Source organism: Klebsiella sp. CTHL.F3a (assembly GCF_019890895.1).
In the GTDB taxonomy this organism is placed as follows: Bacteria; Pseudomonadota; Gammaproteobacteria; order Enterobacterales; family Enterobacteriaceae; genus Klebsiella; species Klebsiella grimontii.
Genome location: NZ_CP082360.1, coordinates 159,743 through 183,121, shown reverse-complemented (window position 1 = coordinate 183,121; position 23,379 = coordinate 159,743). Strand labels below are relative to the sequence as shown.

Sequence of the window (23,379 nt, the reverse complement as noted above, 5' to 3'; positions counted from 1 at the left end):
CGTAGCCCGGGCAGGCGCTTTGCGCCGCCCCCGGGGAAAGCGTGCAGGATGTTGCAGAATTCTCCCGGAGGCGATGCTGCGCATCTGTCCGAGCTGCCCGTCCCCGTCGGGAAAAGCCCATCAACCCTACGCCGAATTAATATGTTCCTTGCAGTAACGACGCTTCCACGCCGCCGGCGTCAGGCTGGTGTGCTTGCGGAAAATCTTGCGAAAATAGCCAACATCGTTAAACCCGCATTTCATCGCCACCTCGGTAAGCGACAGGGAATCGCTGATAAGCAGCTTTTCCGCCGCCCTTACCCGCTGACGGTGCAGCGCTTCGGTTAACGTCAGCCGGAAAACATGGCGATAAACGCGCCCCAGATAATCCACATTGCAGTGCAGCTCCTGCGCCAGTGTGGATGCGGAAAGGGGCAAATGAAACCGGGTACGAATGATTTGCTGCGCTCGCCACGCCAGCGCGTTACCGGGACTGTCGGCGGGCTGTTCGCCTGCTGCCGCCGAAATTTGCTGCAAAATCAGCAACAGAATCAGCTCCAGCGCCACGCTACGATGAATATTTTCCTGCTCGCGTAAGAATTGGCGGAACAACGAAATAATATACTGCGGGTCATTAACGCGCATGTGTTGTGGAATAGAAAGCAGCGTATCACCCTCACCCGACATCACTTCAAAATGCAGCCAGTAGAATTTTAAATCTGCCGGAAACTGTCCGATCCCCACATGTAATCGCTGCGGCCAGAGCAGCAAACTGTCCCCGGCATTGACGCTAAAAATCTCGTTGTTTTCGCGAATCGTTAATGTCCCTTTTTCCACAAAGATTATTTCCCAGGAGTGAAGCCGGCGCGCCGGATGGCTGCCGACGCCGCGGGAAATAAACAATCCGCCGTTCTGCACTTTAATCGGAAGTGACATGGATAATTCAAGCATAGATATTCAATATTCCGCTTTTAATATCATTAACAACCCCTATTCCCTTTGATTATTCACGATAAAATAGCCGTCTGCTGGATCGAAATCACATTTTTACCATCAGGTCGGAATCGTCCTCTTTTTATACTTTTCCCTTCCCTTGTTGCCCCCAACATTTGGTGCAGAATAAATAGCGTAATTTGCAAATAACACAATTAAAGCCCGCACTTCAGTGGGATATTATTCGCACATCCTCTCCGGGAGTTATTTATGACTTCGGCTCCGATTACCACAACTGATTTGGCACAGCGTGCCCAGGACGACAAATTATCCCTTCGGGAAAAAATAGGCTACGGACTCGGCGACGCGGGCGGGACGGTGATTACCTGCCTGATCATGAACTTTTTAACTTTTTTCTATACCGATGTCTTCGGCCTGACGCCCGCGCTGGTCGGGACCCTATTCCTGGCCCTGCGCGTTTTCGACGCTGTTTCCGACCCGATCATGGGCGTGCTGGCCGACCGTACCCAGAGCCGCTGGGGACGCTTTCGTCCCTGGCAGCTGTGGATTGCCGTGCCAATCGGCGTTATCGGCGTCCTGACGTTTACCGTGCCCGACGCCAGCATGGGGGTAAAAATCGCCTGGGCGTTCGGCACCTATCTGCTGCTGTCGGTGAGCTACACCGCGATTAACGTCCCCTACTGCGCGCTGATCAACACCATGACCACGCGCCATAGCGAGGTTATCTCATGTCAGGCATGGCGTTTTGTGCTGTGCGGCGTGGCGGGATTCTTAGTCTCCGTTGGGCTGCCGTGGCTGGTGAAAGCGCTCGGCAAGGGCGATACCGCGCAGGGCTATCAGTACGGCGTCGGCGTACTCTGCGCCATCGCGGTGGCGATGTTCCTGTGCTGCTTCTTCTGGGTTCGCGAACGCGTCTCGCTGGATGTCATGGGGAAATTTACCCTGCGCGAGCACATCGCCGGGCTGCGTAAAAACGACCAGCTGCTGCTGATGCTGGTAATGTCGTTCCTGCTGATCAACGTTTTTAATATCCGCGGCGGCGGCTATATGTACTTCATCACCTACGTGCTGGGCGGCTCCACCGGCTACACCTCGCTGTTCTTCACCATGGTAACCTTCGCCTCGATTGCGGGCTCCGTGATCATCAACCTGCTCTCGCGCCGCTTCGATACCGTCAAACTCTACTACTACACCAACCTGGTGCTAGCCGCGCTGGCCGTGGCGATGTGGTTTTTGCCAACCGGGCAAGCGTACCAGACCCTGTGGCTGGTCGTCATTCTCGGTAACGGCATTATTCTCGGCTTTACCCTTCCGCTGCACTTTTCGCTGATGGCCTTCTCCGACGACTACGGCGAATGGAAAACCGGGGTGCGCTCTTCCGGGATGAACTTCGCTTTTAACCTGTTCTTTATCAAGCTGGCATGGGCTTCCAGCGCCGGCATTATCAGCGTCGTGTTTATCTACGTGGCTTATCAGCCGGGCGTGGAAAACCAAACGGCCTCATCCCTGGCGGGCATCTCCTCAATGGAGACCCTGCTGCCCGCCCTGTTCCATCTGCTGCTGGCCTTCACTATTCGCGCCTGCAAGCTTAACAATCCTATGATGGCGCGCATTGCCACTGACCTGCGCACGCGTCACGTTCAGTCTTAAGGAGTCCGTCATGCCCGTTATGGAAGTCGATCTGCACAAACTGAAAATCAACGACCCGTTCCTCGGCCAGTACCAGCAACTGGTACGCGATGTCGTCATCCCCTACCAGTGGGATGCGCTTAATGACCGCATCGAAGAGGCGGACCCGAGTCATGCGATAGAGAACTTCCGCATCGCCGCCGGTCGACAGGAGGGCGAATTCTACGGCATGGTCTTTCAGGACAGCGACGTGGCGAAATGGCTGGAGGCGGTGGCCTGGTCGCTGTGCCAGAAGCCGGACGCCGGGCTGGAAAAAACTGCCGACGAGGTGATTGAACTGGTCGCGGCCGCCCAGTGTGAAGATGGCTATCTGAATACATATTTCACGGTCAAAGCGCCAGAGGAGCGCTGGACAAACCTCGCCGAATGCCATGAACTATACTGCGCCGGGCACATGATTGAAGCGGGCGTCGCCTTCTTCCAGGCCACCGGAAAACGTCGTCTGTTGGATGTCGTCTGCCGCCTCGCTGACCACATCGATAGCGTGTTTGGCCCCGGAGATAATCAGCTGCACGGCTATCCTGGCCATCCGGAAATCGAGCTGGCGTTAATGCGCCTGTACGACGTCACTCAGGAGCCGCGCTATATCGCGCTGGTGAAGTACTTCGTTGAGGCGCGCGGAACGCAGCCGCATTTTTACGATATCGAATATGAGAAGCGCGGCAAAACTTCTTACTGGAACACCTACGGTCCGGCGTGGATGGTGATGGATAAGCCCTACAGCCAGGCGCATCAATCGATTTCCGAACAGCCGGTCGCCATCGGCCACGCGGTCCGTTTCGTCTATCTGATGACCGGTGTTGCCCATCTCGCCCGTTTAAGTCAGGACGAGGGCAAGCGCCAGGATTGTCTGCGTCTGTGGAAAAATATGGCCCAGCGTCAGCTGTATATCACCGGCGGCATCGGTTCGCAGAGCAGCGGGGAGGCCTTCAGCAGCGACTATGACCTGCCAAACGACACGGTCTATGCCGAAAGCTGTGCTTCCATTGGCCTGATGATGTTTGCCCGCCGGATGCTGGAGATGGAAGCCGACAGCCAGTACGCCGACGTGATGGAGCGCGCGCTGTATAACACCGTGCTGGGTGGAATGGCGCTCGACGGCAAGCACTTCTTCTACGTCAACCCGCTGGAAGTGAATCCAAAATCCTTAAAATTCAACCATATTTACGATCACGTTAAGCCCGTCCGCCAGCGCTGGTTCGGATGCGCCTGTTGCCCGCCGAATATCGCCCGCGTGCTCACCTCGCTGGGGCACTATATCTACACGCCGCACGACGACGCCCTGTACATCAACCTGTATGTCGGCAACAGCGTGGAGATCCCGGTCGGCAATGAGGCACTGCGCCTGCGCATCAGCGGCAACTATCCATGGCAGGAACAGGTGAAGATAGTCGTCGATTCATCTTCACCTGTGCATCATACCCTGGCCCTGCGCCTGCCGGACTGGTGCGATAAGCCGCAGGTGACGCTCAACGGCGTGCCGGTTACGCAGGACGTACGCAAAGGGTATCTGCACATCAGCCATCTCTGGCAGGAGGGCGACACGCTACAGTTAACCCTGCCGATGCCGGTGCGCCGCATTTACGGTAACCCGCTGGTGCGCCACCAGGCCGGTTTGGTCGCCGTCCAGCGCGGTCCGCTGGTTTACTGCCTGGAGCAGGCGGATAACGGCGAGCAATTGCATAACCTGCAGCTGCCGCGCGACGCCCGGTTTAGCACTGTAGAGGGCAAAGGGATTTTTGCCCGCAAGATACTTCTCCAGGCGCCTGGCTATAAGCAAACGGCGGAAGATGCCGAAAACCAGGCTCTGTGGAACTATGACCGTGCGCAGTCCTCCAGTCAGCCGCAAGTATTAACCTTTATTCCGTGGTTTAGCTGGGCCAACCGCGGCGAAGGCGAGATGCGTATCTGGGTGAACGAGACGGAAGCGTAAGTGTGAACATTCCCCGGTGGCGCTGTGCTTACCGGGGCTACAAGGTTTGTGCGTTATCGTAGCCCGGGTAAGGCGTTCACGCCGCGACCCGGGACAACCGGCTTATTCTAAAGGAACAATGCCTTATCGCGCAGAATATGGTCATTACCGCGACGACGGGTAAAGCCGATACGGTCGAAATACTCGAGGATCTGAATCGCCAGCTTACGCCCGACGTTCAGGGTATCGCGAAAATCCGCCGCGCAGGTTGAGCCTCTTTCCAGATCCAGCTCGCGGATCATTTTGGCAAACGCCACAATCCGATCGTTGCGATAGTAGCGATCTTTAACGATCGCGGTAATCATCCCCTGCTGCGCCGCCTGGCGTAATACCGCCCGCATTAACGACTCTTCTACGTTGGCTTCACGCGCCAGATCGCGAACCCACCATGGCTCATCGGCAAACAACCCGGCAACCCGCTGCCAGATGGCCTGCTGCTCGTCGGTAAAGCCCGCTTTATGCTCCGGCAGATGCAGCCAGCCGTGGTGGCTATGAACAATACCGCTTTCACGCATCTGCTCAATCAGCAGCAGCACCAGCGCTTCATCTTCCATCGGCAGCGCAATACGCCGCAAGCGTTCGCGGCCCGGCCCGGGCTCATCGCGATGCTGGTCGTGGTAACGCGCCAGGGCGTCGAGCAGTTTCCGTTGCCAGCGCGCGGCGAGCGGGGCGCTCAGCAGACTATTGCCCGCCTGCAGGTAATCAGGACGGTTAATCAGCGCCTTCAGCCCTTCGTCGCTGAGCTGACGCGCCCAGGCGAAATCATCGAGGCGCACCGCATCGCGCTGAAGGTGAATATCCAGCGCCTGGACGTCATCGCCCTGCGCGGCGGCCAGCGCGTGCAGCCACTGTAAATACTCCGGCTTACGCTTGCCCCGGCGCGGCGGATTGAGGGTCACCACTCGCGCGCCGGCCAGCGTCAGGCGCGCGGAAATATCGCGCAACACCAGACGGTCGTTATCCGCCAGCCGCAGCGGCGTATCGAGAACCAGCTCCGCCAGCGCGCCTTCGAGCAGCGACACGCGGCCGGTAATATGGCTGGCGGCATGGTGGATATGCAGCGGCTGCCACTGGCTAAGCGGCGTGTGGCACTGGAGTTCGACAATGACCCGTTCAGAGGCTTCCGGCGGCCGTAGCGACAGCAGCCAGTCACCGCGGTTGAGATCCTCTTTTTGCGCATCGCCGACAATATTCAGGGCGATGCGCTGACCGGCCCACGCTTTTGCCACCGGCTGATTCTGCGCGTGCAGGCCGCGCACGCGCATCGGTTTATCGACGCCGGTCAGCCACAGCGTATCGCCAACGTTAATCTCGCCGGATAACGCCGTCCCGGTGACCACCAGCCCCGCACCTTTGACGGTAAACGCCCGGTCGATCGCCAGGCGAAAACGCTGATGCTGCGGGTGAGCGCGCGCGGAAAGCTGCAGGAGATGATCGCGCAGCCCGGCGATACCCAGACCTTCCGTCGCCGCGACGGCGAACAGGGTCGCGCCGGTAAAGCCGAACTCCGCCAGCACCGCCTCGACCTCCGCCTTCACTTCCTCAACCCGCGCCGTTTCTACGCGGTCCGCTTTGGTCAGCGCCACGGTTAACGTCGGCTGCCCGGTAAGCTGGAGGATCGCCAGATGCTCGCGCGTCTGCGCCATCACCCCATCATCGCAGGCCACCACCAGCAGCGCGTGATCGATACCGCCAACGCCGGCCAGCATATTGGACAGAAACTTTTCGTGACCGGGGACGTCGATAAAACCCAGCACCCGCCCGTCGGGCTGCGGCCAGTAGGCGTAGCCGAGGTCGATAGTCATCCCGCGCGCTTTCTCTTCCGGCAGGCGATCGGCGTTGATGCCGGTAATCGCCTGCAGCAGCGTGGTTTTGCCGTGGTCAACGTGGCCGGCAGTGGCAATAATCATCTCAATAACATCTCCATAAACCGGGTTTCATCCTCAAGACAGCGCAGGTCCAGCCACAGGCGGCCATCGTAGATCCTGCCAATAACCGGCACGGGCAACAGACGCCAGCGCGCCGCCAGGGCTTCCAGCCGGCTGCCGCGGCCATCGCGCGGGGTCAAGGTCAACGCCGCGCTGGGCAAGCGGTCCACCGGCAGCGAGCCGCTGCCAATCTGCGACAGGCATGGCTCAACTTGCAGGTCAAAATCAGCATAATGCGCAGCCAGCGCGGCCTGAATGCGCTCGCCCTGCAGGCGGATCTCGTCCGCCTGGCGAGTCAGCAGACGCAGGGTCGGCAGTTCAGCGGCCAGCTTTTCCGGATGCAGATAGAGGCGCAGCGTCGCCTCGAGCGCCGCGAGGGTCATTTTATCCGCCCGCAGGGCGCGCTTGAGCGGGTGGTTCTGCAAACGGTCGATCAGCGCTTTTTTACCGACGATAATTCCCGCCTGCGGACCGCCCAGCAGTTTATCGCCGGAGAAGCTCACCAGGCTGACGCCGGCGGCAATCATCTCCTGCGGCATCGGCTCTTTCGGCAGGCCGTACTGGCTTAAATCAACCAGCGAGCCGCTGCCGAGATCGGCGACCACCGGGATATTCAGCTCGCGGCCAATCTGCGCCAGCGTCGCCTCATCGACCGCTTTAGTAAAGCCCTCAATGCTGTAGTTGCTGGTGTGCACCTTCATCAGCAGGCCGGTATTGTCATTCACCGCCTGACGATAATCTTTCGCGTGGGTGCGGTTCGTGGTTCCGACCTCATGCAGGACACAGCCCGCCTGGCGCATCACGTCGGGAATACGGAACGCGCCGCCGATCTCCACCAGCTCGCCGCGCGACACCACCACCTCACTGCCGCTGGCGGTTGCCGCCAGCATCAGCAGCACCGCTGCCGCATTGTTGTTGACGATACAGGCGTCTTCCGCGCCGGTGATCTGGCAAAGCAGGTCGGCCAGCGCGCGATCGCGGTGGCCGCGTCCGGCATCGTCAAGATCGTATTCCAGCGTCACCGGCGCGCGCATCGCCTGGGTCACCGCCTCCACCGCCGCTTCCGCCTGAATCGCCCGCCCAAGGTTGGTGTGTAGCACGGTACCGGTCAGGTTGAACACCGGGCGCAGCGCACTTTGCTGTCTCTGCGTCAAACGACGCGAGGTCTCCAATAGCCACGCTTCGCACCAGTCCGGCAGCGCCTGGTTCAGGCGGATGTATTCCCGCGCCTCGTCCAGCATCTGACGCAGCAGCGCCACCGTCTGGGCATGACCGTATTGCATCAACAGCGGTGAAAATGCGGGGTCGCGGAGTAAACGGTCGATGGCCGGAAGCCGGGTATAAAGCGCACGAATTTCGCTAGTCATGAATGAACCTATTTTCCCCCCTCCCAACGGGAGAGGGAGTCAACAAATGAGCAGCAATTGTAATGCCTCCGCGCAAAAACTGTTACCTGTCTGGGTCAACTCACCGGCGGTTCAGTGCGCGCAAAGCTGGCGCGTTGAAAGAGGGAATCCACCAGCCGAACCAGCTTCGGTCGAGTAGCGCACCAGCCCGGCGCGACGCGACGGAAATTGAGATAAGCAATGGCGCAGGCGGTCGAAATGGTTGCCAGATTGACCTCATCAGGACGTAATGTCCCGTCACCTGCATACCCTTCCAGCGCATCAAGCCCGCGCGCAATTTTTTCGCGCTGGCGCAGCAGTTCGCTTTCCGACTGCTGGGCCGCCGGGCGCGTTTTCTCCCGTACCAGCGTTTGCGCAGCCTCCATCACGCCATCAGCCAGCGCTTCAATTTGACGCAATTTCAGCGCGGCCTTCGGTGCCACAGGCAACATATCCGGCGCGATGCCGAGCAGCTCCAGATATTGCGCAATAATGGGCGAGTCGTACCAGCATTCACCGTCGTCGGTGACCAGAGCGGGTACTTTTCCCAGCGGATTATACTGCGCCACGCCGTTGGTCTCGTGGTAAGGGAATTCGTTGACGAACTCGAAGGGGATCGCTTTTTCCAGCAATATGACGGAAATTTTGCGCACAAAGGGACTGGTGTAGCTGCCGATCAGTTTCATTGCCTGCTCCTTTCGCCAACAAAGTAGTAAGTATGGCGCAGACGCAGGCAAATAGCAGAGAGAGAAATCACCTCATGCCGGACCGACCCCGCTAATGGTCCAGATAGAGATAGTGCATCCAGCTGGTCATCCGCAGCAGCACCTTGCGCATCACCGAAACGTGGGTGAAATGATCGGAGTAGACCGCCACCTGGGCGTAAATGCCGTCAGGCAGGGCGTCTACGGCGGCATCAGGCTCCAGCTCAATGGTCGCCAGCACGCCGTCGGTGCCCGGCGTCACCGTCAGCGCCTGCAGCGTGCCCTGCGCCTGGTATGTTCCCCCCGGCACGACTGGCAGGATGCTAACCAGCTTGCCGCGAAAGACCTGTCCCGGCAGCGCGTTGAACACCGCTTCAGCATCGTCGCCCTTCTCCAGCCTGAGCAGCGAATTTTGCCGGAACTGCGCCACAATCAGCCGTTTTTGCTGGGGGATAAAGACCATCACCGGACGCAGCGGCAGCGAGGCGGCATAGGTCCCAGGACGAATTAACACCTGGGTGATATAACCATCGCTGGGCGCGCGCACGGTCGTCTGATCGAGGTTATATTTCGCCTCCGCCAGCTGCGCGCGCAGGCTCACCACCTGCGACTGCTCACCGTTTATCATGCTGTCGAGCTGGCTCTGGATCTGTGCCTGCTCCGCGACAGACCCTTTCACCATTGCATCCTGCGCCAGATAGTTTTGCCGGGCATTATCGATATCGCTTTCAGAAAACGGATTGACCCGCGCCTGGCTTCCTTTCAGGTAGCGCTGATAATCCTTGTACAGACGGTCGCGCTCCGCCGAAACGCGCGTGGTATTGGCCTGAGCCTCAGAAAGCTGGGCTTTAAGGGTATTAATGCTGTGCAGCGCAGTAACAAGGTCGGCCTGCAGCCTGTCCACCCGGGCCTGATAACGCGCCGGATCGATGGTAAACAGCACCTCGCCCTTTTTAACCCGTTGATTTGCTTTATCCGTGACGCTGCTGACCACCCCGGTGACTTGCGGCGTAATAGGAATAGAAATAACCGCTTTTTGCGCGGTAAAGGTATACGGGTGGTTATAGTTCATTAATAAAATAAGCGCGCTAACAATAAATACGCCGCCCAGCGCCGCGGTGGGAACCGTCCATTTATTTACCGGGATCTTAAATATTTTAAATATCGACCAGGCAATTGCCACATAGGTCAAAATAATTAGCAGATCCATGAGTTATTTCTCCACCGAAGGAGGTTGAGCTGACGGTCTAAGACCGGTTATTTGCTGCTCGAGCGCGATAACCCGCTGGCGCAGTTCGCTGATTTCGTCCCCCTCTTCCACCGCCTCAGACGGCGTCTCGTCCCGCCGATGCTGCATACCCCAGCCGCGTTCTGGCCGGTAAAGCGTGGCCCATATCCATAAAAACGGCCAGATGACGTGCAGCGTAAAAAGGCTCACCCAGCCCGCGACGTGAATCGCATCGGCATGCGGATGATTACGTTTCTTCGCGATCAGGTAAGGAATATCATGAAGAATGATGATTCCATAAAAAATCACCAGAAATACAAAGATCAGAACACCGAGCGCAAAATAATTGAGAAACATAATTTCCTCGGATTTACGCTAATTATTTTCAGGATGTGTGCCGGGCCGGATGAAAAATGGGCCGACAAAATGAGCATAATTCACCCGTATCATTTTCGCCATTGACGACTAAAATGTTCTTTAAGCTATCGCGTTACTGAGTGACGTATCAGCAAGCGGAACGCGGCATAACCTGCGCGAGATCACACCAGGCTAAATCCTGGTGAAAATATTTTGTGATAAACATCACAGATAAATAACAAAGTGCCAAATTAAATTTGTGATTTTCATCACATAAAAATGCATTATCCCCCCTTAAAACCCGGTCTGTTGTTTTTTTACACATCCATTTTGTGATGTGGATCACTACAAAAGACCGTCATCGCCCTATATTCATGTGATCCAAATCACATAAAAATCCATCGACTGGACAGCTTAACGATTCAGTGCCAGATTTCGCACTATCACTCAGGGCCCGGCTACCTCTGCCGCCTTATTAACAACAAGCCTCGGGCTTTCAGCCTGCCGATAGCAAAAACAGAAGAAGGGGTGTTTTATGTCATCCGATATCAAGATCAAAGTGCAAAGCTTTGGTCGTTTCCTCAGCAATATGGTGATGCCAAATATCGGCGCGTTTATCGCGTGGGGTATTATCACCGCTCTATTCATTCCGACAGGATGGTTACCGAACGAAACGCTGGCGAAGCTGGTTGGTCCGATGATCACCTATCTGCTGCCGCTGCTGATCGGTTATACCGGCGGTAAGCTGGTTGGCGGCGAGCGCGGCGGCGTGGTCGGCGCGATTACCACCATGGGCGTTATCGTCGGCGCGGATATGCCGATGTTCCTCGGCTCCATGATCGCCGGCCCGCTGGGCGGCTGGGCAATTAAAAAATTCGACGTCTGGGTAGACGGTAAGATCAAATCCGGTTTTGAGATGCTGGTGAATAACTTCTCCGCAGGCATCATCGGTATGATCCTCGCCATTCTGGCGTTTCTCGGCATTGGCCCGGCGGTTGAAGTCCTGTCGAAAATTCTGGCCGCAGGCGTTAACTTCATGGTGGCGCACGAGATGCTGCCGCTGGCGTCTATCTTTGTTGAACCGGCGAAAATCCTGTTCCTCAACAACGCCATTAACCACGGTATTTTCTCGCCGCTGGGTATTCAGCAATCCCACGAGCTGGGCAAATCGATCTTCTTCCTGATCGAAGCTAACCCAGGTCCGGGGATGGGCGTCCTGCTGGCGTATATGTTCTTCGGCCGCGGCAGCGCCAAACAGTCTGCGGGCGGTGCGGCAATCATCCACTTTCTCGGTGGTATCCACGAGATTTACTTCCCGTACGTGCTGATGAACCCGCGCCTGATTCTGGCCGTTATCCTCGGCGGGATGACCGGCGTGTTCACGCTGACCATCTTTAACGGCGGTCTGGTCTCTCCGGCTTCCCCGGGCTCCATCCTGGCCGTGCTGGCGATGACGCCGAAGGGCGCCTACTTCGCTAATATCGCCGCGATTGTCGCCGCGATGGCCGTTTCCTTCGTGGTCGCAGCGGTTCTGCTGAAAACCAGCAAAGTGAAAGAAGAAGATGATATCGAAGCCGCGACCCGTCGCATGCACGATATGAAAGCCGAATCCAAAGGCGCCGCTACTCCGCTGGCCGCTGGCGATGTCGCGAACGACCTGAGCCACGTACGTAAAATCATCGTCGCCTGCGACGCCGGTATGGGCTCCAGCGCCATGGGCGCAGGCGTGCTGCGTAAGAAAGTGCAGGATGCCGGGCTGAGCAATATCTCCGTGACTAACTGTGCGATTAACAACCTGCCGCCGGATGTGGACCTGGTCATCACCCACCGCGATCTGACCGAGCGGGCGATGCGTCAGGTGCCGCAGGCGCAGCATATTTCGCTGACTAACTTCCTCGACAGCGGCCTGTACACCAGCCTGACTGAACGTCTGGTTGCGGCGCAGCGCCATACTGACAACGAAGAGAAAGTCCGCGATAGCCTGAAAGACAGCTTCGAGGCGGCTGACACCAACCTGTTCAAACTCGGCGCGGAGAACATCTTCCTCGGTCGTAAAGCGGCGACCAAAGAAGAAGCGATTCTGTTTGCCGGCGAGCAGCTGGTGAAAGGCGGCTACGTTGAGCCGGAATACGTCCAGGCGATGCTGGACCGTGAAAAGCTGACCTCCACCTATCTGGGTGAGTCTATCGCGGTACCGCACGGCACGATTGAAGCGAAAGATCGCGTCCTGAAAACCGGCATCGTCTTCTGCCAGTATCCCGAAGGCGTGCGCTTCGGCGAAGAAGAGGACGAGGTGGCTCGCCTGGTTATCGGTATCGCGGCTCGTAATAACGAGCATATTCAGGTCATTACCAGCCTGACGAACGCGCTGGACGATGAATCTGTGATTGAGCGTCTGACGAAAACCACCAGCGTTGAAGAAGTTCTGACGCTGTTGAAAGGGTAATTTGTCTCCCGGCGGTGCGCCGGGAAACGCCCCCCTCTCTCCTTAGTCATGGGGAGAGGGTTTGGGTGAGGGAAAAGCCTCACCCCAGCCCTCTCAGGTAAAAACATTAATTTAAGGTTAATACTATGAAAGCATTACATTTTGGCGCAGGTAATATCGGTCGTGGCTTTATCGGCAAACTGCTGGCGGACGCGGGGATACAGCTGACGTTTGCGGATGTAAATCAGGTCGTTCTTGATGCCCTGAATGCCCGTCATAGCTATCAGGTTCACGTAGTCGGCGAGAACGAGCAGGTTGATACCGTTTCCGGCGTTGATGCCGTCAGCAGCATCGGCGATGAAGTCGTGGAGCTGATCGCCCACGTGGATCTGCTGACCACCGCCGTCGGCCCGGTCGTGCTCGAGCGCATCGCTCCGGCGATTGCCAAAGGCCTGGCTAAACGCAAGGCCCAGGGCGTTACGGCCCCACTGAATATCATCGCCTGCGAGAATATGGTTCGCGGCACCAGCCAGCTTAAGGGCCACGTTTTTAACGCCCTGGCCGAAGAGGATAAAGCCTGGGTTGAAGCCAACGTCGGCTTCGTTGATTCCGCCGTTGACCGCATCGTTCCGCCGTCCGCTTCCGCCACTCACGATCCGCTGGAAGTCACCGTGGAAACCTTCAGCGAGTGGATTGTCGACAAGACCCAGTTCAAAGGCGAACTGCCGAACATCCCAGGTATGGAATTAACCGATAACCTGATGGCATTTGTCGAACGTAAGCTATTCACCTTAAACACCGGACATGCTATAACCGCCTACCTCGGAAAACTGGCGGGCCACCAGACGATTCGCGACGCGATTCTTGATGAGAATATTCGCGCTGTGGTCAAAGGGGCAATGGAAGAGAGCGGCGCGGTGCTGATCAAACGCTATGCCTTTGATGCGCAAAAGCACGCTGCATACATCCAGAAAATTATTGGTCGTTTTGAGAACCCGTATCTGAAAGATGACGTTGAGCGCGTTGGCCGCCAGCCGCTGCGCAAACTGAGCGCGGGGGATCGCTTAATTAAGCCGCTGCTCGGCACGCTGGAATATGGCCTGCCGCATCGGAATCTGGTGAAAGGGATCGCCGCGGCGATGCATTTCCGCAGCGAAGAGGACCCGCAGGCGCAGGAACTGGCGGCGCTGATTGCCGAGAAAGGTCCGCAGGCTGCGCTGGCGCAGATTTCGGGTCTGGACGCGGCAAGCGAAGTGGTGGCGGAGGCCGTTAACGACTACAGCGCCACCAAATGAGGCAAGACCTGGCGCGGTCCGAACCGCGCCCATTACTCATGTCAGATATGCAGGCAATAATGGAAGAAACACAGGCATTTGAAAACCGTGTGCTTGAACGTCTGAATGCTGGCAAAACCGTAAGAAGCTTCCTGATCGCCACCGTTGAACTGTTGACGGAAGCGGTCAATATTCTGGTGCTTCAGGTATTCCGTAAAGACGACTACGCGGTGAAATACGCAGTGGAGCCGTTGCTGGACGGCGACGGGCCGCTTGGCGACCTTTCTGTACGCCTGAAGCTGATTTACGGCCTTGGGGTGATTAGCCGCGCCGAATATGAAGACGCTGAACTGCTGATGGCCCTGCGCGAAGAACTGAACCACGACGGTAATGAGTACAGCTTTACCGACGATGAGATCCTTGGACCGTTTGGCGAACTGCACTGCGTAGCCGCTCTGCCGCCAACGCCGCTATTTGATGAGAGCGATGCGGACCTGCTGGCAATGCAAAAGCTGCGCTACCAGCAGGTCGTACGTTCGACAATGATGCTATCTCTGACCGAGCTGATTTCTAAAATCAGCTTAAAAAAAGCCTTTCAAAAATCAACGCTCTGATTCTGGCTCTTGCTGGTCGCACGTCGGCCGATAAAGCTGACGATAATACTCAAGACGCCGCAGAAATAGCGCTTCTTTATCAGCCGGAATATCCGGCGGTATATGCTGCAAACGCGGAGATTTTTTCAGATATTCCATAAAAGCCTGGCTTGAAGCCATAAAATCTACGGCCTTATCAATAATGCGCGGTACGCCGTCGCCGATTTTCGCCATCACGCTCTCCTCTGCTCGGGAATGATCTTATTAAGGATTAGCCAAAAACAGGCTTTCAGATGAGGAAAACGTGCTGAATGACCGACAGGCTTCACAGAAATGAATATTCGCCAACTCTGGCTAAAAATGATTTTTATGTTCAATAGGTTATTGAATGCCGTTACGGCTGTTATGACCAAAAAACGGCGACGTTTTGATAAATTACTACCCACAACCCAAGCGACAGCACATACTATAGTCTGATAATGCCCCTTTCTTAATAGATTAAGCCATCATGAAAGAAGTCGAAAAAAACGAAATTAAACGTCTGAGCGATCGTCTTGACGCCATCCGCCACCAGCAGGCCGATCTGTCCCTGGTTGAAGCCGCAGAAAAATACGCCGAGCTGGAAAAAGAAAAAACCACCATTGAGGCAGAAATCATCCGCCTGCGTGAGATTCAAGGCCAGAAGCTGAGCAAAGAAGCGCAAAAGCTGATGGACATGCCGCATCGCCGCGCCATCACCAAAAAAGAGCAGGCCGATATGGGCAAACTCAAGAAAAGCGTGCGCGGTCTGGTTGTTGTTCACCCGATGACCGCGCTGGGTCGCGAAATGGGCCTCAAAGAGATGACCGGCTTCGCCAAAACCGCGTTCTAATCCTGTCGTCCCCGGTGGCGGCTAACGCCTTACCGGGGCTATGGGTTCACCGCCGTCTGCGAGATGGTAGCCCGGACAGATGCGCAGCATCGCCTCCGGGATCTATTCTGTTTCTAACGCTATTCATCGCCCCAACTGGCCCTACCAATTATTTCTTAAATCGCCCAATGGTTCACATATCCATCATTTTTCGTCACAGACATATTGCTCATCAATAACATTTGATTAACCATTCGTTGTCGTTAATCCTACAATCGCAATTTGGCTGGGCCAATTTTACAAATGATGTGACCTGCTAAGAGCGCAAGACTCAGCACGGCATCATAACGGCCCGATGGAGACCTGCATGAACCTCTGGCAACAAAATTACGATCCGGCCGGCAACATCTGGCTATCGAGTCTTATCGCATCGCTACCGATTCTGTTTTTCTTTTTTGCCCTGATAAAGCTCAAGCTGAAAGGGTACGTTGCCGCGACCTGGACCGTGCTCATTGCGCTCTCCGTCGCTCTGCTGTTCTACAAAATGCCGGTTGACCACGCGCTGGCCTCCGTCATCTACGGCTTCTTCTACGGCCTGTGGCCAATCGCGTGGATTATTATCGCTGCGGTCTTCGTCTATAAAATCTCGGTGAAAACCGGGCAGTTCGACATTATCCGCTCATCGATTTTGTCAATCACCCCGGATCAGCGTCTGCAAATGCTGATTGTCGGTTTCTCCTTCGGCGCGTTCCTCGAAGGGGCCGCCGGTTTTGGCGCGCCGGTCGCCATCACCGCAGCGCTGCTGGTGGGGCTCGGCTTTAACCCGCTGTATGCGGCAGGCCTCTGTCTGATCGTTAACACCGCGCCGGTCGCGTTTGGCGCGATGGGCATTCCGATTCTGGTCGCCGGACAGGTGACGGGCCTCGACAGTTTCGAAATCGGCCAGATGGTTGGCCGCCAGCTGCCGTTCCTGACCATCATCGTGCTGTTCTGGATCATGGCGATTATGGACGGCTGGCGCGGCATTAAAGAGACCTGGCCCGCAGTCATGGTCGCCGGCGGCTCCTTCGCGATTGCTCAGTACCTCAGCTCTAACTTCCTCGGCCCGGAGCTGCCGGACATTATCTCTTCACTGGTATCGCTGGTCTGCCTGACGCTGTTCCTCAAACGCTGGCAGCCGGTTCGCATCTTCCGCTTCGGCGATATGGGCGCATCGCAGGTCGATATGAACCTGGCGCGCACCCGCTACACGCCGGGACAGGTGATTCGCGCGTGGTCGCCGTTCCTGTTTCTGACCGCAACCGTGACCCTGTGGAGCGTGCCGCCGTTCAAAGCGCTGTTCGCCCCGGGCGGTGCGATGTACGATTTTGTGATTAATATTTCCGTGCCGTTTCTCGACAAAATGGTGGCCCGCATGCCGCCGGTGGTCAACGAAGCCACGCCTTACGCCGCGGTCTATAAGTTTGACTGGCTCTCCGCCACCGGCACCGCCATCCTATTCGCCGCGCTGCTTTCCATCGTCTGGCTGCGCATGAAGCCGAAGGACGCGATCTCGACCTTTGGCAGCACACTGAAAGAGCTAGCGCTGCCGATTTACTCCATCGGCATGGTACTGGCGTTCGCCTTTATTTCTAACTATTCCGGTCTATCCTCAACGCTGGCCCTTGCGCTGGCGCATACCGGCCATGCGTTTACCTTCTTCTCGCCGTTCCTCGGCTGGCTGGGGGTATTCCTGACTGGTTCGGATACCTCGTCGAACGCGCTGTTTGCCGCGCTACAAGCGACGGCGGCCCAGCAGATTGGCGTCTCCGATATCCTGCTGGTCGCCGCCAACACCACCGGCGGCGTGACCGGGAAAATGATCTCCCCACAGTCCATCGCCATCGCCTGTGCGGCGGTCGGTTTGGTTGGGAAGGAGTCGGACCTGTTCCGTTTTACCGTGAAACATAGTCTGATTTTCACCTGCATGGTCGGCGTGATCACCACCCTGCAGGCCTACGTCTTAACCTGGATGATCCCGTGATAGTGATGCCAAAACGCCTTGCCGACGATGTAGCCCGTCGCGTGCGGGCGCTGATTGAAGAACAAAAGCTGGAGGCGGGCATGCGATTGCCCGCCGAACGTCAGCTGGCGGCGCAGCTGGGCGTATCGCGCAATTCCCTGCGCGAAGCGCTGGCGATGTTAGTCAACGAAGGGGTGCTGCTCAGTCGTCGCGGCGGGGGCACCTTCGTGCGCTGGCAGCATGAAGCGTGGTCGGAGCAAAACATCGTCCAGCCGCTGAAGACGCTGCTCTCCGACGACCCCGATTACAGCTTTGATATTCTCGAAGCCCGTCACGCCATCGAAGCCAGTACCGCCTGGCATGCGGCAATGCGGGCAACCGATGCCGAAAAAGAGAAAATCCGCCTCTGCTTTGAAGCCACCCAAAGCGAAGATCCGGACCTGGCCTCGCAGGCCGACGTCCGCTTCCACCTGGCGATTGCCGAAGCCTCGCACAACGTGGTGCTGCTGCAAACCATGCGCGGTTTTTTCGACCTCTTACAGTCCTCAGTCAAGGAGAGCCGCCAGCGGATGTATCTCGTCCCGCCGGTATTCGCTCGCTTGACCGAACAGCACCAGGCGGTCATGGAGGCGATTATCGCCGGTGACCCGGAAGGTGCCAGAAAGGCGATGATGGCCCATTTGGGCTTTGTTCACGCCACGATCAAACGCTTTGATGAAGACCAGGCCCGCCAGGCGCGAATTACCCGCCTGCCCGGTGACCATAACGAAAATTCCAGGGAGAACTTGTGATGATTATTTCCGCCGCCAGCGACTACCGCGCCGCCGCACAGCGTATCCTGCCACCGTTCCTGTTCCACTATATCGACGGCGGCGCTTACGCCGAGCACACCCTGCGCCGCAACGTTGAGGACCTGTCCGACGTCGCGCTCCGCCAGCGTATTCTGCGCAATATGTCGGACCTGAGCCTGGAAACCACCTTATTCAACGAGAAGCTGGCGATGCCGACAGCCCTGGCGCCGGTTGGACTGTGCGGGATGTACGCCCGCCGCGGTGAAGTGCAGGCCGCCGGCGCGGCGGATGAAAAAGGTATTCCGTTTACCCTCTCTACCGTTTCCGTCTGCCCGATTGAAGAGGTCGCCCCGACCATTAAGCGCCCAATGTGGTTCCAGCTATACGTCCTGCGCGACCGCGGTTTTATGCGCAATGCGCTGGAGCGGGCGAAGGCGGCGGGCTGTTCAACGCTGGTCTTTACCGTCGATATGCCAACCCCCGGCGCGCGCTATCGCGACGCTCACTCCGGGATGAGCGGCCCGAACGCGGCAATGCGCCGCTACTGGCAGGCGGTGACTCATCCTCAGTGGGCATGGGACGTCGGATTAAACGGTCGGCCGCACGATTTGGGCAATATCTCCGCCTACCTCGGCAAACCAACCGGTCTGGAGGACTATATCGGCTGGCTGGCGAATAACTTCGATCCTTCGATTTCCTGGAAAGACCTTGAGTGGATCCGCGACTTTTGGGACGGTCCGATGGTGATCAAGGGGATCCTCGATCCGGAAGACGCCCGCGACGCGGTGCGCTTCGGCGCTGACGGCATCGTGGTTTCCAACCACGGCGGCCGCCAACTTGACGGCGTGCTCTCTTCCGCCCGCGCCCTGCCCGCGATTGCCGATGCGGTTAAAGGCGACATTACCATCCTCGCCGATAGCGGCATCCGCAACGGTCTCGATGTCGTACGCATGATCGCCCTTGGCGCCGACAGCGTGCTGCTGGGCCGCGCATACCTCTATGCGCTCGCCACCCACGGCAAGCAGGGTGTCGCCAATCTGCTGAACCTGATCGAGAAAGAGATGAAGGTGGCGATGACGCTGACCGGCGCGAAAACTATCGGCGAAATCAGCCGTGAATCTTTAGTGCAAAACGCCGATGCGCTGCGGACCTTTGATACGATCGCAGCAGGAAACCCGGCAGTGACCCCTCTCCCCCAGGGAGAGGGAAACGTCCGGCAGGCGGGTTAACGCCATCGGGCTCACAGGCCGGCGCCGGTTTTCTCCCGCACCCTTTCCGCGAGAGGGTCGGGGTGAGGGTTAACCAAATATCTGCTATTCTGCCCCCCGCAATTAAGGGGGCAGTATGCTGAACATCGTCTTATTCGAACCAGAAATCCCGCCAAATACCGGGAATATCATCCGCCTGTGCGCTAACACCGGCTTCAATCTGCATATTATCGAACCCATGGGTTTTGCCTGGGATGATAAGCGTCTTCGCCGCGCCGGGCTGGATTACCATGAGTTCGCCGCCGTCCAGCGCCATCGTGATTACGCCGCTTTTATTGAAAGCGCAAAGCCGCAGCGTCTGTTCGCCCTGACCACCAAAGGGACCCCGGCGCATAGCGCGGTGAGCTATCAGGATGGCGATTTTCTGCTGTTTGGCCCGGAAACCCGCGGCCTGCCGGCCAGCATTCTCGATGCCCTGCCGCCAGAGCAAAAAATTCGTATTCCGATGATGCCGGACAGCCGCAGCATGAACCTGTCGAACGCGGTGTCGGTGGTGGTGTATGAAGCCTGGCGCCAGCTGGGCTATCCCGGAGCGGTGCTGCGCAGCTAGCCTGAGCGATTCCAGAATTGCGGCGCGTAGGACCTGTCCGGGCTACCGGACAGCGCTCTGTTTTGTAGCCCGGATAGATGCGCAGCATCGTCTCCGGGAAATCAATCAGATACCGTCGCCGTACTCGAAGGTATGGTGTATGCCGTTAAAGTGCTGATCCATATCCATCGCTGGCTTATCGCTCTCCGGCTTGCCCACGATGCGGGCGGGAACGCCTGCGGCGGTGGTATGCGGCGGCACCGGCTGTAGCACCACCGAACCCGCGCCGATTTTTGCCCCGCGTCCGACTTCGATATTGCCGAGGATCTTCGCCCCGGCGCCAATCATCACGCCTTCGCGAATTTTCGGATGACGATCGCCGCTGGTTTTACCGGTACCGCCAAGGGTCACGGATTGTAGAATCGACACATCGTCTTCAATCACCGCCGTTTCACCGACGACGATACCCGTCGCGTGGTCAAGCATGATGCCACGGCCAATCTTCGCCGCCGGGTGGATGTCCACCTGGAACGATACGGAAACCTGATTTTGCAGGAAGATCGCCAGCGCCCGACGCCCCTGATTCCACAACCAGTGGCCGATACGATAGGCCTGCAGCGCGTGGAACCCTTTCAGATAGAGCAGCGGCGTCGAGTATTTGTCCACCGCCGGGTCGCGGGTACGAACCGCCTGAATATCGCAGGCGGCGGAGGCGATCATTTCCGGGTCGGCGGCGTAGGCCTCTTCCACCACTTCACGAATCGCGATGGCGGGCATGATCGGAGAAGCCAGTTTATTCGCCAGCATATAGCTCAGGGCGCTGCCGAGATTTTCGTGCTTGAGTAGCGTGGCGTGGTAAAAACTGGCGAGCATCGGCTCACAGTCAGCTAAAGCCCGAGCTTCGGCTTTAATATTATTCCAGACGATATCCAGTTCTTCACACGGCATTGCTGACTCCAGACGATATAATAATGACCGGCCAGTTCTTTGCTGGCCGGGTCACTCAGGTGATCCAGGTTCCATCGCAGTTAGTTGCTACGCTCGTCCTTGCGTGCACGACCTAATAAGGTCAATGCTGCCTCGCGCGCAATTTTTCCGCAATACAATACCTGATAAATTTCCTCGGTTATTGGCATTTCGACGCCTAAACGCTGCGCCAGAACGCGAACCTCTTTGGTATTGCGATAGCCTTCAACCACCTGGCCAATCTTCTCCTGCGCGCTTTGCACGTCCATGCCCTGACCGAGCATCATGCCGAAGCGGCGGTTACGCGACTGGTTATCGGTGCAGGTGAGCACCAGATCGCCTAAGCCCGCCATCCCCATAAAGGTCTCCGGATCGGCGCCAAGCGCCTCCCCGAGGCGGGACATCTCAACCAGCCCGCGGGTAATCAGCGCGGTACGCGCGTTGGCGCCAAAGCCGATGCCGTCAGACATGCCGGCGCCGATAGCGATGACGTTTTTCACCGCGCCGCCGAGCTGCACGCCGATAAAGTCCGGGTTGATATAGACGCGGAAGCTCTTGCCGCAGTGCAGCAGGCTTTGCAAATCATCAGCGAACTGCGGGTCCGTAGACGCCAGCGAGATCGCGGTCGGCAGGCCTGCCGCCAGCTCTTTGGCGAAGGTCGGGCCGGAAATCACCGCCAGCGGAATAGCGTCGCCCAGCGCTTCACGGGCCACGTCCTGCAGCAGGCGTCCGGTTTCGGCTTCCAGACCTTTTGTTGCCCATACCAGACGCGCGTCAGGGCGCATCAGCGGCTTGATCTGGCGCAGAACCTGCCCAAAGACGTGACTGGGCACCACCACGAGAATATCGCGGCTGGCGGCAAGCGCCGTTGCCAGGTCGCTCTCAAGGTGCAGCGTATCCGGGAATGGAACATCGGGAAGGAACGCAGCGTTGCAGCGATCGTTCTGCAGCGTCGCGATATGTTTCGGGTCATGGCCCCAGAGGACAACCTCGTGGCCATTTCTTGCCAGGGTGATGGCAAGAGCGGTGCCGTAAGAGCCGGCACCGATCACAGTCATTGCAGCGTTAAGCGCGTTCATCAGGCATCCTGATGTTGTTCAGCACCTTCGCCAGCCTGCTGCTGCAGATAGTTCATAAACAGCGCATCGAAGTTCACTGGCGCAAGGTTCAGTTGCGGGAAGGTACCGCGAGAAACCAGGCTGGTGATGCACTCGCGCGCGTACGGGAACAGAATGTTCGGGCAGTATGCGCCGAGGCAGTGCGCCATCTGGGTACCGTCGATGCCTTCGATGGAGAAAATACCGCCCTGCTGTACTTCACACAGGAACGCGGTTTCTTCGCCCAGAGAGGCGGTTACGGTTACGCGCAGCACCACTTCATACACGCCTTCAGCCAGCTGGCTGGAAGCCGTATCCAGATCAAGTTTAACTTCCGGCTGCCAATCTTTCTGAAAAACTTGCGGCGCGTTCGGCGCTTCAAAAGAGATATCTTTGGTGTAGATGCGCTGAATCTGGAAAGTCATTTCGGTGCTGTTTTGTTCTGACATAGTAAAACCCTTTCGTGTTGTCCTTAAGTACGCCCGTCCAATGGGGATGAGCGCAAAAATTAGCGCAGGAGGGGATCGAGTCCACCACGTGAATCAAGCGCATACAAGTCGTCACAGCCGCCAATGTGCTGCGCATCAATAAAAATCTGCGGAACCGTCGTCCGACCGCTGCGCTGAATCATTTCTTCACGCTTCGCAGCATCGCCATCGATAGGCAACTCGTTGAACGTCACGCCCTTGCTGTTCAGCAGCGCTTTTGCACGTACGCAGAACGGGCAGGTCGCTTTGGTATAGATATCAATATTGGCCATGACTTCACTCCTGTTTTTACCCCCGAGAGTTTCACGCCGCAGGCGCTATTTTCCCGCTGGCGAATAGCCGCCGCAGGGAAAACCGCGCTGCGCCATTAAAGACGCGGGTAAATTATTTACCGCGTACCAGAGGAAGGTTCTCGCCGCTCCAGCCAGCGATGCCCTCTTTCAGTACGAAGACCTTTTCAAAGCCGGCTTTGTTCAGCGCGCTGGCGGGTTCTTGCGCCTGCATACCTGAGCCGTCTACTACTATAATGGGTTGTGCTTTGTGCTTTTCCAACTCGCCGACGTTATTTGCTTTGATATCGCTCGGCAGCAGGTTAATAGAACCCGCAATGTGGCCTTTACGGAAATCGTCACGCTGACGCAGGTCGACAACCACGGCATCTTCTTTGTTGATCAGGCGCGTCGCTTCACCACGGGTGATGACTTTAACTTTCGACATCAATCCTTTAAAGGTGGTGAACAGCACCGCCACCAGCAGCGCGACCCACGCGATGCTCAGGACGGGGTGACGGCTGATGAATTGCATAATTTCTTGCATGGGGGGTTACAACTCCCGACTAAGTGATAAAAAAACCAGGGAAGGAGTATACCTGTGCATTGCGGCAAATACAGCCAGTGAGCG

22 protein-coding genes are annotated in these 23,379 nt (G+C 57.3%); 10 read left to right on the top strand and 12 right to left on the bottom strand.

Features of this window, described 5'->3' with window-relative positions:
* Positions 1-126: 126 nt before the first annotated feature.
* Positions 127-930 carry an AraC family transcriptional regulator gene (locus K7H21_RS00865; protein WP_004126526.1) on the bottom strand — a complete coding sequence of 268 codons (804 nt, stop codon included), beginning with the start codon at positions 928-930 and terminating at the stop codon, positions 127-129.
* 252 nt (positions 931-1,182) lie between these two features.
* Between K7H21_RS00865 and K7H21_RS00860 the strand changes: the two genes are divergently transcribed.
* Complete coding sequence (locus K7H21_RS00860) at positions 1,183-2,583, top strand: MFS transporter (protein WP_087828422.1); 1,401 nt, start codon at positions 1,183-1,185, stop codon at positions 2,581-2,583.
* 10 nt (positions 2,584-2,593) lie between these two features.
* Positions 2,594-4,555 (top strand): glycoside hydrolase family 127 protein, encoded by a 1,962-nt coding sequence (locus K7H21_RS00855; RefSeq protein ID WP_087828421.1) that lies wholly within the window; start codon positions 2,594-2,596, stop codon positions 4,553-4,555.
* Positions 4,556-4,662: 107 nt separating this feature from the next.
* On the opposite strand, the gene selB is transcribed toward K7H21_RS00855, so the two are convergent.
* The 5 genes from selB to K7H21_RS00830 all read right to left on the bottom strand — a co-directional run bounded on the left by selB (position 4,663) and on the right by K7H21_RS00830 (position 10,196).
* Positions 4,663-6,504, bottom strand: coding sequence for a selenocysteine-specific translation elongation factor (gene selB, locus K7H21_RS00850; protein WP_087828420.1), 1,842 nt, complete (start codon positions 6,502-6,504; stop codon positions 4,663-4,665).
* Entirely contained in the window at positions 6,501-7,889 is a 1,389-nt protein-coding gene (gene selA, locus K7H21_RS00845; RefSeq protein WP_142470215.1) for an L-seryl-tRNA(Sec) selenium transferase, read from the bottom strand. The genes selB and selA overlap by 4 nt, the downstream gene beginning before the upstream one ends.
* Before the next feature lie 95 nt (positions 7,890-7,984).
* On the bottom strand, positions 7,985-8,593 hold the full coding sequence (locus K7H21_RS00840; protein ID WP_004126536.1) for a glutathione S-transferase: 609 nt from the start codon (positions 8,591-8,593) through the stop codon (positions 7,985-7,987).
* A 91-nt stretch (positions 8,594-8,684) separates the two neighbouring features.
* On the bottom strand, positions 8,685-9,821 hold the full coding sequence (locus K7H21_RS00835; RefSeq protein ID WP_024359733.1) for an HlyD family secretion protein: 1,137 nt from the start codon (positions 9,819-9,821) through the stop codon (positions 8,685-8,687).
* Between the two features lie 3 nt (positions 9,822-9,824).
* Positions 9,825-10,196 carry a DUF3302 domain-containing protein gene (locus K7H21_RS00830; protein WP_004126542.1) on the bottom strand — a complete coding sequence of 124 codons (372 nt, stop codon included), beginning with the start codon at positions 10,194-10,196 and terminating at the stop codon, positions 9,825-9,827.
* A gap of 535 nt (positions 10,197-10,731) precedes the next feature.
* Between K7H21_RS00830 and K7H21_RS00825 the strand changes: the two genes are divergently transcribed.
* The 3 genes from K7H21_RS00825 to mtlR all read left to right on the top strand — a co-directional run bounded on the left by K7H21_RS00825 (position 10,732) and on the right by mtlR (position 14,509).
* On the top strand, positions 10,732-12,642 hold the full coding sequence (locus K7H21_RS00825; RefSeq protein ID WP_049114682.1) for a PTS mannitol transporter subunit IICBA: 1,911 nt from the start codon (positions 10,732-10,734) through the stop codon (positions 12,640-12,642).
* Positions 12,643-12,767: 125 nt separating this feature from the next.
* Entirely contained in the window at positions 12,768-13,916 is a 1,149-nt protein-coding gene (gene mtlD / locus K7H21_RS00820) for a mannitol-1-phosphate 5-dehydrogenase (protein ID WP_049114683.1), read from the top strand.
* A complete protein-coding gene (gene mtlR, locus K7H21_RS00815; protein ID WP_004137764.1) occupies positions 13,913-14,509 on the top strand; it encodes a mannitol operon repressor MtlR in 597 nt (198 codons plus the stop codon). Before mtlD ends, mtlR begins: the two co-directional genes overlap by 4 nt.
* On the opposite strand, the gene K7H21_RS00810 is transcribed toward mtlR, so the two are convergent.
* Complete coding sequence (locus K7H21_RS00810; RefSeq protein ID WP_004126554.1) at positions 14,498-14,722, bottom strand: hypothetical protein; 225 nt, start codon at positions 14,720-14,722, stop codon at positions 14,498-14,500. The two genes, mtlR and K7H21_RS00810, sit on opposite strands and share 12 nt — an antisense overlap.
* Positions 14,723-14,996: 274 nt before the next feature.
* Here K7H21_RS00810 and K7H21_RS00805 point away from each other — a divergent pair, with 274 nt between their 5' ends.
* From K7H21_RS00805 to trmL, 5 genes are all read left to right on the top strand, one after another.
* On the top strand, positions 14,997-15,359 hold the full coding sequence (locus K7H21_RS00805) for a YibL family ribosome-associated protein (protein ID WP_004126558.1): 363 nt from the start codon (positions 14,997-14,999) through the stop codon (positions 15,357-15,359).
* 346 nt (positions 15,360-15,705) lie between these two features.
* Positions 15,706-17,361 carry an L-lactate permease gene (gene lldP / locus K7H21_RS00800; protein WP_112166025.1) on the top strand — a complete coding sequence of 552 codons (1,656 nt, stop codon included), beginning with the start codon at positions 15,706-15,708 and terminating at the stop codon, positions 17,359-17,361.
* On the top strand, positions 17,358-18,131 hold the full coding sequence (gene lldR / locus K7H21_RS00795; protein ID WP_004126569.1) for a transcriptional regulator LldR: 774 nt from the start codon (positions 17,358-17,360) through the stop codon (positions 18,129-18,131). Before lldP ends, lldR begins: the two co-directional genes overlap by 4 nt.
* Positions 18,131-19,360, top strand: coding sequence for an FMN-dependent L-lactate dehydrogenase LldD (gene lldD, locus K7H21_RS00790; RefSeq protein ID WP_049114117.1), 1,230 nt, complete (start codon positions 18,131-18,133; stop codon positions 19,358-19,360). Before lldR ends, lldD begins: the two co-directional genes overlap by 1 nt.
* Before the next feature lie 115 nt (positions 19,361-19,475).
* The gene (gene trmL / locus K7H21_RS00785; RefSeq protein WP_004126574.1) at positions 19,476-19,949 is read left to right on the top strand and encodes a tRNA (uridine(34)/cytosine(34)/5-carboxymethylaminomethyluridine(34)-2'-O)-methyltransferase TrmL; all 474 of its coding nucleotides are present in this window, start codon (positions 19,476-19,478) and stop codon (positions 19,947-19,949) included.
* Positions 19,950-20,054: 105 nt separating this feature from the next.
* Here trmL and cysE read toward each other — a convergent pair whose 3' ends face one another.
* The 5 genes from cysE to K7H21_RS00760 all read right to left on the bottom strand — a co-directional run bounded on the left by cysE (position 20,055) and on the right by K7H21_RS00760 (position 23,295).
* Positions 20,055-20,876 carry a serine O-acetyltransferase gene (gene cysE / locus K7H21_RS00780; protein WP_004106845.1) on the bottom strand — a complete coding sequence of 274 codons (822 nt, stop codon included), beginning with the start codon at positions 20,874-20,876 and terminating at the stop codon, positions 20,055-20,057.
* 80 nt (positions 20,877-20,956) lie between these two features.
* Entirely contained in the window at positions 20,957-21,973 is a 1,017-nt protein-coding gene (gpsA, locus tag K7H21_RS00775) for an NAD(P)H-dependent glycerol-3-phosphate dehydrogenase (RefSeq protein ID WP_049114115.1), read from the bottom strand.
* The gene (secB, locus tag K7H21_RS00770; RefSeq protein WP_004106849.1) at positions 21,973-22,440 is read right to left on the bottom strand and encodes a protein-export chaperone SecB; all 468 of its coding nucleotides are present in this window, start codon (positions 22,438-22,440) and stop codon (positions 21,973-21,975) included. The genes gpsA and secB overlap by 1 nt, the downstream gene beginning before the upstream one ends.
* A gap of 59 nt (positions 22,441-22,499) precedes the next feature.
* Positions 22,500-22,751: a glutaredoxin 3 gene (gene grxC / locus K7H21_RS00765; RefSeq protein WP_004106850.1), complete on the bottom strand. Its 252-nt coding sequence runs from the start codon at positions 22,749-22,751 to the stop codon at positions 22,500-22,502.
* A gap of 112 nt (positions 22,752-22,863) precedes the next feature.
* The gene (locus tag K7H21_RS00760; protein ID WP_004126582.1) at positions 22,864-23,295 is read right to left on the bottom strand and encodes a rhodanese-like domain-containing protein; all 432 of its coding nucleotides are present in this window, start codon (positions 23,293-23,295) and stop codon (positions 22,864-22,866) included.
* Positions 23,296-23,379: the final 84 nt, after the last annotated feature.